This is a genomic window from Frankia sp. CcMO1, from assembly GCF_977945845.1.
The window spans coordinates 1-8,760 of the sequence record NZ_CDWTMG010000212.1 but is presented as its reverse complement, the minus strand read 5'-3'; the positions used below and the strand labels follow the sequence as shown (position 1 = coordinate 8,760).

At 69.8% G+C, this 8,760-nt stretch carries 7 protein-coding genes; 2 read left to right on the top strand and 5 right to left on the bottom strand.

What is annotated here, in order from left to right; genetic code table 11:
• Positions 1–319: 319 nt before the first annotated feature.
• Positions 320–1,234, top strand: a complete 915-nt coding sequence (locus tag AC08OU_RS19540) for a hypothetical protein (protein WP_476605488.1) — start codon at positions 320–322, stop codon at positions 1,232–1,234.
• A 3-nt stretch (positions 1,235–1,237) separates the two neighbouring features.
• On the opposite strand, the gene AC08OU_RS19535 is transcribed toward AC08OU_RS19540, so the two are convergent.
• The 3 genes from AC08OU_RS19535 to AC08OU_RS19525 all read right to left on the bottom strand — a co-directional run bounded on the left by AC08OU_RS19535 (position 1,238) and on the right by AC08OU_RS19525 (position 4,138).
• Positions 1,238–2,452, bottom strand: a complete 1,215-nt coding sequence (locus tag AC08OU_RS19535; protein WP_462188683.1) for a nitrilase-related carbon-nitrogen hydrolase — start codon at positions 2,450–2,452, stop codon at positions 1,238–1,240.
• 80 nt (positions 2,453–2,532) lie between these two features.
• A complete protein-coding gene (locus AC08OU_RS19530; protein ID WP_476601551.1) occupies positions 2,533–3,246 on the bottom strand; it encodes an MBL fold metallo-hydrolase in 714 nt (237 codons plus the stop codon).
• Between the two features lie 112 nt (positions 3,247–3,358).
• Complete coding sequence (locus AC08OU_RS19525) at positions 3,359–4,138, bottom strand: SDR family oxidoreductase (RefSeq protein WP_462188681.1); 780 nt, start codon at positions 4,136–4,138, stop codon at positions 3,359–3,361.
• Between the two features lie 226 nt (positions 4,139–4,364).
• Between AC08OU_RS19525 and AC08OU_RS19520 the strand changes: the two genes are divergently transcribed.
• A complete protein-coding gene (locus AC08OU_RS19520) occupies positions 4,365–4,589 on the top strand; it encodes a Prokaryotic metallothionein (protein ID WP_476601553.1) in 225 nt (74 codons plus the stop codon).
• Positions 4,590–4,793: 204 nt separating this feature from the next.
• Here the strand turns inward: AC08OU_RS19520 and nhaA are convergent, their stop codons facing one another.
• Positions 4,794–6,068 (bottom strand): Na+/H+ antiporter NhaA, encoded by a 1,275-nt coding sequence (gene nhaA, locus AC08OU_RS19515; RefSeq protein WP_476605489.1) that lies wholly within the window; start codon positions 6,066–6,068, stop codon positions 4,794–4,796.
• A gap of 240 nt (positions 6,069–6,308) precedes the next feature.
• Entirely contained in the window at positions 6,309–8,162 is a 1,854-nt protein-coding gene (gene argS / locus AC08OU_RS19510; RefSeq protein WP_476601554.1) for an arginine--tRNA ligase, read from the bottom strand.
• Positions 8,163–8,760: the final 598 nt, after the last annotated feature.

Genomic DNA, 8,760 nt, shown 5'->3' with positions numbered 1-8,760 from the left:
GGCCCACAGCCATGCCCGTGAACCGTCACCCACAGCAAGATCGCTAAAGCAGGTGAATGTTTACCGTCAGGCGGCGGCACCGGAAGCCCGCACCACTGATGATCAATCTTTCTATACCATGATCCGTACACAGCCCGAGCTCGGTTGCATTTAAATTGTGAAAGTAGCTTCTGGTCACCTGTGTCAGACCGGGCCAACCGATTGGCTGTACTATTTCGATCCGCTGCTCGGAGAGCCATCCCAGGATGCCTGAGAATCGTCTCACTTGATGATCCAGTGACGGAGAGAATCGGACGATGAATCTGCCCGAGACGTCCGCATGACCGCATCCCCCGCCGGGGCGGTGCCCACCGCGGCCGGTTCGACGCCACTCGAGACCGCGGACAGCACGGACCCAGCAGCCGGCACCGACCCAGCCGCCAGCGCGACGCCTGCCGGTCCGGCGGCACCGGCAGACCCGGCATCACCGCGCGGTCCGGCACCAACGGCCGATCCTGCGGAGACAGCCGATTCCGGGAATCCCGTACCCGCCGTGGCCTCGACGGCCGGCGCATCGGCGACCGGACCCGGTCGGACCGGACCCACCCTGCGCGAGCGGGGCCGCCACCTGCGTAAACCGATACGCACCGCCCTGTTGGCAATGCATGTGCTGGTGGGTGTCGGCTGGAATGGCGTGGCGTTCGCACAGCTTGTCCTGGCTTCGACCGCGGCGGCCGATGCCGGTCTTCGGCACTCCGCATATGAACTCATGCACGTCGTCGACCGGGTCCTCGATATCCCGCTCGCTCTGCTCACCCTGGTCACCGGGGTGGTGATCTCGGTGAAAACGAGATGGGGACTGCTGCGGCACTGGTGGGTGGCGACGAAACTCGTCATCACCGTCGTTGCCGTGATACTCGGCGGCTCCGTGATGCGCCCGTTGATCGTGCGGGCCGGACAGGCGACGGACGGGGGGGAGGTCGCCTACACGGCTCCGACCGTCGCGATCGTCCTCGGTGCCAGTGTGATGAACGTCCTGTTCATCACGGCGACAGTGCTGTCCATCGCGAAGCCTTGGGGAAAGACTCCCCGGGGCCGACGAGCGATGCCCCGAGCCGGTGCGGCTCCCATACCCACGCAGCCGGGCCCGCCGGCGCCATCCGCGGCACTGGCCACCGCCACGGCCGCCACGGCCCCCACGGGGAGCGGGGATCCGGTGCTCCCGGCCACCGTGGCGGTTCCCCTCGGCCCCTGAGGGTCAGACGCTGCCGAGCACGCGGGTGATCCGCACCTCTACGACGACACGCCGGGGATTGGCCCGCGGCGTGCGGTAACGCTGCGCATAGCGGAACTCGGCGTCGGCCACACTCACCGGATCATCCCGGAGCACGGCCAGTCCCTCCAGCGTCGACCAGCGTCGACCGTCGATCTGGCAGAGCCCGACGGGGGTGCCCTGGGCCGGCCCCGCCGCGATCAGGCGGGCCTTGCGGGATCGGGCCGATGTGATCACCCGGGCGATGCCCGCCGCCGGATCGAGCGTCGCGCCGACGGCGACCACGTGCGGGCTGCCCTCCGGCCGGACGGTGGTCAGGCTGCACAGGTGCCGCTCCCGCCAGAAGTCGAGAAAGGCCTCGCCACGCCCGGCCAGGTCGAGCGGATACGCGGGGTCGAGCCGGTTCTGGTGGTCGAGCCCTAGCCGGCGATGCGTGAGCACCGGGAACTCGGCACGAACGGCGGCCGGTCGGGCCGGGTCCAGCTCCGCGCGCACCGTGGTGGGCCGCGGGCCGGCCTCGGCGAGCACCTCTCCCCACGGATCGACGACGACGCTCGCCCCGGCCATCTCCCGGCCCGCCTGGCGGCCTGCGGCGTTGCAGGCGACGAGGTACACCTGGTTCTCGATGGCCCGGGCGCGGGTGAGCATGCGCCAGTGGTCCAGCCTGGCCAACGGCCAGGCCGACACCACCACCACGATCTCGGCACCGCCCTCGGCCAGCAGCCGGAACAGCTCGGGAAACCGGAGGTCGTAACAGGTCGCCAGCCCGACGACGCCGAGTTCGGTGGGGACGGTTCCGACCGTGGCACCCGGCGTCAGCAACCGGGCCTCCGCGGAGCCGTAGCCGAACAGGTGCACCTTGCGGTACGCATGCCGGATCATCCCGTCCGGACCGATCAACACGGTCGTGTTGAAAAGCCGTCCGTCGGCGGACCGTTCCACGATGCTGCCGGCCACCAGGTGGCATCCGCGTTCCCGGGCGGCCTCCCGCAGGGCGGTGACCGTCGGCCCGGTCACCGCCTCCGCCTCCGCCTCGTACCGATCGAAGTGAAAATAGCCGGTGACCCATAGTTCGGGGAGGACGACCAGGTCCGCCTGGGTCCGCCGGATCTCCCCCAGCACCCTGCGCACCCGGTCCGCCGCGTTCTCCTCGTCGGGACAGCCGAGTTGCAGGGCTGCGGCACGGACCGGGGCTGCCATACGGGGCTCCTCGCCTTGTCGACCATGCGGTTCCGCGAACACGAGGGTCTTCCCGGCGGCGACCCGGTCGACCGCGGGATTCAGGACAGGCCCAGCATCGCCTTCCACTGCTGGGCGCTCGTCGGCCGGAAGACGTGGTTCATCCGCCTGACCACCGCGAGGTCCTCCGACGCCTGCGGAGAGTACTGGTGGCCGGGGAAGACGGTGCTGGTGTCCGGCAACGCGGCCAACCGACGCAGGCTGTCGTACATCAGTCCCGCGTCGCCGCCGGGCAGGTCCATCCGGCCGCAGCCCTCGAGGAACAGGGTGTCCCCGGCAACGAGCCGGTCGTCGACGAGGAAACACTGGCTGCCGGGGGTGTGGCCGGGGGTGTGCAGCAGCCGCACGGGGATCTCCCCGACCATCACCACGTCGTCGTCATCATGCTCGACCAGATCGGACGCGGAGATCTCGGTCGCCCGCCGTACCCACTCCGCCTCGGCCCGGTTGACGTGGATCGGGACGTTCTGCCGGCCGAGCAACTGGCGGACACCCTCGATCTCCATGCCGAACGCGTTTCCGCCGATGTGATCAGCGTGGTAATGGGTGACGAGCGCGCCGGTGAGCCGCATACCGTCGGCGGCCAGCAGGTTGAGCAGGTCGTCGACCTTGTAGGCGGGATCGACGATCAGGGCCTCGCCGGTCTCGCGGTCGCCCACAAGGTAGACGAAGTTGACCATCTGGGTACCGACCGGATCGCCGACGGCGAAGTCACGGCCGGACAACAGCTGACGGAAGTACAGGCGATCGGTCACCCCGCCAGCCTACGAAGGTCCGGCCCGCGGCGAGGCGGGTTGCTCACCAGGGCTACCTGCGGCGGCCTGACGGCAGACCCGGCGCGCCGGTTGATCGGCCGGCCATCTGCCGTCAGGCGACCGGGCTGAGGCCGCCGTCGAGGTTGATCGCCGCACCCGTGATGTAGGCGGCCCGCGCGGAGAGCAGGAACGCGACCAGATCGGCGAACTCCTGGGCCCGGCCCACCCGACCGAGCGGGATTCCGGAGGTCCGCCCCATCCGTTCGTACAGCTCGTCGCCCGTGATGTTCTCCCGGGCCGCCGCCCGATCCCACTGCCCGCTCTCCACCAGGCCGATCAGCACCGCGTTGACCCGGATCCGGTCCGGGCCAAGCTCCTTGGACAGGGCCTTGGTGAGCGCGAGGCCCGCGGCCCGAGTGACGGAGGTCGGGGTGGAGCCGGCGCCAGGGGCTCTGGCCGCCACGGACAGTGAGTTCACGATGCCGCCACCGCCCGCGCGCCGCAGGTACGGCAACACCAGCCGGGAGGCCCGGATCGCCGCGTGCAGCTTCAGCTCCAGATCGGCGTTCCAGACCTCGTCGGCCTGCTTCTCGAACGTACCGGCCGCGCTGGCGCCGGCGTTGTTCACCAGGGCGTCCACGGCGTTCCACCGGTCGACGGCGGTGGCGACGAAACGTTCAAGGTCGGTGGTGCTGGTCACATCGGCGGGTACGGCGAGAACCTCGCCACCGCCAGCCTGCGCCTGCTCGGCAACCTTCCGCAGCCGTGTCTCGTCGCGCCCGCAGAAGGCCACCCGCGCCCCCTCGGCGGCCAGCGTCCGCACCAGGGCGGCTCCCAGCCCGTTCGAGCCGCCGGTCACCAGCACTACCTTGCCCGCCAACTGAAGATCCATCCCGCTCCTGTCGCCCCGCTCCGGTCGCAGTTTTTCGATGAGGCATGCCGCCCGGCCCTGACGACCTGGGCAGATACCGGGTGATCGGCCCGCCGTTACCATCGATCGACATGATGAACATACCGATGGCGGAAGATGCGATCAGTGCCCATCCGGTCTAACGTCGGGACCGGCGAGAGGGGGCGAGACGATGGCCAGATGTGACACCTGCGGTAACGACTACTGGATGTCGTTCGAGGTGCAGGTCGTGAGTGGCGAGAAATACACCTTTGACTGCTTTGAATGCGCTGTGGCAAAACTCGCCCCTCGCTGCGAACATTGCGACTGCCGCATTATCGGGCACGGCGTCGAAGTATCCGGGCGGTTCTTCTGCTGCGCCCACTGTGCCCGGGTTTCGGACGGCCGCCTCGGCGCCGAGCTCCGCGACACCGTCGGCACGCATCCAGGCTGATCCGGGGCGGGGGCTCTCCTCACGATCCCGGGGTCCGAAGCGGACGGGGAGATCCGGCGCCTGCTGTCAATGGCCCACAACCGGCTGGAGATGGAGGTGTGCTGGCTGTCTCGATTCGCCTGGGGCAACCTCCTCGTCGAGGCCGCGACCGGGGAGGGGACTTCCTTCGGCCTGCGGGTCGGCGTGAACGTGCCAGTCGTGTCGTCAGTCGACACGGTCGGTCTCCGCCTCGTCCACCTTCCCGTAGCCGTCCTTTTCCACCCCCTCGTAGCCATCCGGGATCCCGTTCCGGTCTAGGTCGGCGGTCTCGGTCCGCTCCAGCTGAGCGTAAGCCTGGTTACGCAGGCGCAGCAGCACGGCCGCCAACAGAGCGGCGATCAGGGAGCCGGCCAGCACGGCGATCCTGACGTGATCGCTACGAGGGGAATCGCTCCCGAACGCCAGCTCCCCGATGAGCAGGGAGACGGTGAACCCGATGCCGCTCAGGATCGCCAGGCCCACCACATCGAGCCAGGCCAGCCCAGCGTCCAGGCTCGCCCCCGTGAAGCGCGCCACCAGCCAGGTCGCGGCGAGGATCCCGACCGTCTTGCCGACGACCAGGCCGAGGATCACGCCCACGGCCGCCCGGTCACTCAACGCCTCGGCTAGACCGTCGAGACCGCCCACCGTCACCCCGGCAGAGCAGAAGGCGAACATCGGCACGGCGATACCGGCCGAAATCGGACGCCAGCGGTGTTCGAAGTGCTCGGCTAGGCCTCGGTCCGTCTCGGGAGCACGGCCCCGCTCGCTGCGCAGCACCGGCACCGCAAAGCCCAACAGCACCCCGGCGACGGTGGAGTGCACGCCGGAGGCGTGCACCAGCGCCCAGGTCGCCAGCGCCGGCGGCAGCAGCAGCCACCACGACCGCACCCGCCGCTGCACCAGCACGGTGAACGCCGCCAACGGCACGAGCGCGCCGACCAGGGGCTCGACCGACAGCCGCTCGGTGTAGGAGACGGCGATAATGACGATGGCCACCAGATCGTCGACCACCGCGAGCGTGAGCAGGAAGGTCCGCAACGCGATCGGCAGGTGTCGGCCGATGACCGCCAGTACCGACAGCGCGAAGGCGATGTCGGTCGCCGTCGGGATGGCCCAGCCCCGCAGCGCGCCGCTGCCCAGGTTCACCAACGTGTACAGGACGGCCGGGACGACGACACCGCCGAAGGCGGCGAGCACCGGGACCGCGGCGCGGCGCGGATCACGCAGGTCACCGGCGACGAACTCCCGTTTGAGTTCCAGCCCGGCGACGAAAAAGAAGATCGCCAACAGTCCGTCGGCGGTCCACTCCGCCAGCGTCAGATCAAGGTGGAGGGCGGCGGGACCAACCCGGACGGCCAGCAGCGATCGGTAGGCGTCGGACCAGGGCGAGTTGGCGAGTGCGAGCGCGAGCACGGCGGCGGCGAGCAGGAGCGCCCCGCCGATCATCTCACCGCGCAGGATGGCGGCGACCCGCTGAGTCTCCGCCCGCGAACCACGGCCGAAAAGCCGGAAACCACGGCGAAACCGGGAGTCCCGGTGAAACCAGAAACTGCGGTGAAACCATGGACTGTGAGGTGGCGGCGGGCCCAAGGCGGTCTCCCAGCATCAGGGGTCGAATCGGACATCGCCGACCAGACTTCCCGGCACACCATGCACATCCGCGTGGATACCAGCTTAACCTGGACCCGCCGGCCGGGCCTACATTCGGTCAGGCGCGGCGATGCCGAGCAGGTCGAGCCCTTGGCGCAGGGTGCGGGCGGTGAGCCGGCACAGGGCGATGCGGTTGGCGCGCAGGGAGCCCGGAGCGGACAGCACCGGGCAGGCCTCGTAGAAGTCGGTGTAGGCCTTGGCGAGATCGTAGAGATAGCCGCAGAGCCGGTGGGGTTCGAGGGCGCGGCTGACGTCGACGAGCGTGTCACCGAAGGCGTCGAGGGTGAGGACGAGCGCCCGTTCGGCGGGATGCGGCGTCAGGGTGGGGTCCACCTCGACCAGGGTGTCCGGGGCATCCGGGATGTTCGGAGTGTCCGGGATGTCGCCGGCCTTGCGGAGGATCGACTGGATCCGGGTGTGGGCGTACTGCAGGTACACGCCGGTGTTCCCGGTGAACGACACCATCCGTTCGACGTCGAAGGTGTAGTCCTTGGTCCGGGAGGTGGACAGGTCGGCGTATTTAACGGCGCCGATACCGGCCTGCTCGGCGATCAGGTCGAGCTCGGCCGGGTCGAGGCCGGGGGCCTTCTCGGCGACGATGGTGCGGGCCCGTTCCACGGCGGTGTCGAGCAGGTCCATGAGCTTGACGGTCTCGCCGGAGCGGGTCTTGAACGGCCTGCCGTCGGGGCCGAGGACGGTGCCGTAGGAGACGTGGGTGGCCTCGACGTCGTCGGACAGCCAGCCGGCGCGGCGGGCGGCCTCGAAAACGAGCCGGAAGTGCAGGGCCTGGCGGGCGTCGACGACGTAGAGCAGCCGGTCGGCCTTGAGATCGCGGATGCGGTAGCGGATCGTCGTGAGGTCCGTGGTGTCGTAGCCGTAGCCGCCGTCGTTCTTGCGGACCATGAGCGGCACGGGCTCCCCGTCCGGTCCGGTCACCTCGGCGGAGAACACGCACAGGGCCCCGTCGCTGCCGGCCGCGATACCCGCGCGCACGAGTTCATCGACGACATCGGGAAGCCAGGGGTTGTAGAAGGACTCGCCCACCGAGTCCTCACTAGTGAGCAGCACGCCGAGGCGGCGATAGATCTCCCCGAAGGCGAACTCGGACTCGGCGACGATGTCCCGCCACTGGCTGACGGTCGCCGCGTCGCCGGCCTGCAACGCGACGACCCGGCGCCGGGCCCGGTCGGCGAAGGCGGGGTTGGCGTCGAAGGTGCTCCGGGCGGCCCGGTAGAGGGTATCGAGGGCCGAGACCGTGGAGGCGCCGGCGGCGAGGTCGTCGTGGTGCCAGGACGCCGCGGGATGCTCGTCGAGGTACTGGATGAGCATGCCGAACTGGGTGCCCCAGTCCCCGAGATGGTTCTGGCGGATGACGTCCGCGCCGAGGAAGCCGAGCACCCGGGCCAGGCAGTCCCCGATGATCGTGGTGCGCAGGTGGCCGACGTGCATCTCCTTGGCGATGTTCGGCCCGGAGTAGTCGATGATCGTACGACGGCCCCGCTCGGCCGCGCCGACGCCGAGCCGCCCGGCGGCAAGGCGGGCGGTGACCTGCCGCCACAGCGCGTCATCGGCGAGGGTGATGTTAAGGAAGCCAGGCCCGGAGACGGTGACGTCGGCCACCAGAGCGGCGCCGTCGGCGCGCACGGCATCGGCGCGCACGGCATCGGCGCGCACGGCATCGGCGCGCACGGCATCAGCGACCGCAGCCGCCAGCTCCCCGGGGCGGCGGCGGGCCCGCCGGGCGAGCGCGAGCGCCGCGTTGGCCTGGAAGTCCGCGTGGTCGGAGCCCCGGACAACCGGGTCGGCGCCGGCGAGTTCCGGCAGCGCCCGGTCGATCGCACCGGCGACGGCGGTCTCGACCTGCCTGCTCAGCGACGGCACCTCATGGTTGCTCACGTTCATGTCCTCCTCCACCGATGTCTCATTGTTCCAGGCGTGGTGACGTTCCAGGCGTGGTTACCGGCGCCGGACGCGCAGCCACCGCAGCGCACGGCCACTGCGGCCGGCCGGGCTGCCTTGACCTCCGCTACAAACCGCACCAGCCCGCGGCGGCAGCTCTCCGGGAGTCCTTCCCCCACCCCGATCACGGGGCTACGGACAGGGTGCCACCGCGCCCGCACACGCTGTGCCATACGCCCACCTCCCGGCACCGGTCACACACGTCGGTACCGACAGCACACACCCCGCCCTCCGGGCAGCGCCAACCCCACCCGGCGCCTCCCGACCCGGCCAACGTTCATGGACATCGCGCTGGCGATGACGACCCACGAGTTCGGGTTCGACGAAGTCGAATGCGCCTTCAGGTTGAAGAAAACCAAGGAGGAAGGCATTATCAAACTCCTCGTTCGTTTCGCGTAGCCCGCAGCGTGACACGACGGCAAGTAACGCCAGCAAAACCGGGAGGGCCGAGCACTGCCTCACCGGCGTAGGACGGGGACGGCGTAGTCCCCACGGCACGTCCGGCCCTCCTCTACCGCCCGCACCCGCAGCACATACAGGC

Coding starts and splice junctions, on each gene's coding strand:
- AC08OU_RS19535 (WP_462188683.1), bottom strand. CDS start 2,452: ATGGCAGCCCCGGTCCGTGCCGCAGCCCTGCAACTCGGCTGTCCCGAC.
- argS (WP_476601554.1), bottom strand. CDS start 8,162: ATGAACGTGAGCAACCATGAGGTGCCGTCGCTGAGCAGGCAGGTCGAG.
- AC08OU_RS19525 (WP_462188681.1), bottom strand. CDS start 4,138: ATGGATCTTCAGTTGGCGGGCAAGGTAGTGCTGGTGACCGGCGGCTCG.
- AC08OU_RS19540 (WP_476605488.1), top strand. CDS start 320: ATGACCGCATCCCCCGCCGGGGCGGTGCCCACCGCGGCCGGTTCGACG.
- AC08OU_RS19520 (WP_476601553.1), top strand. CDS start 4,365: ATGTCGTTCGAGGTGCAGGTCGTGAGTGGCGAGAAATACACCTTTGAC.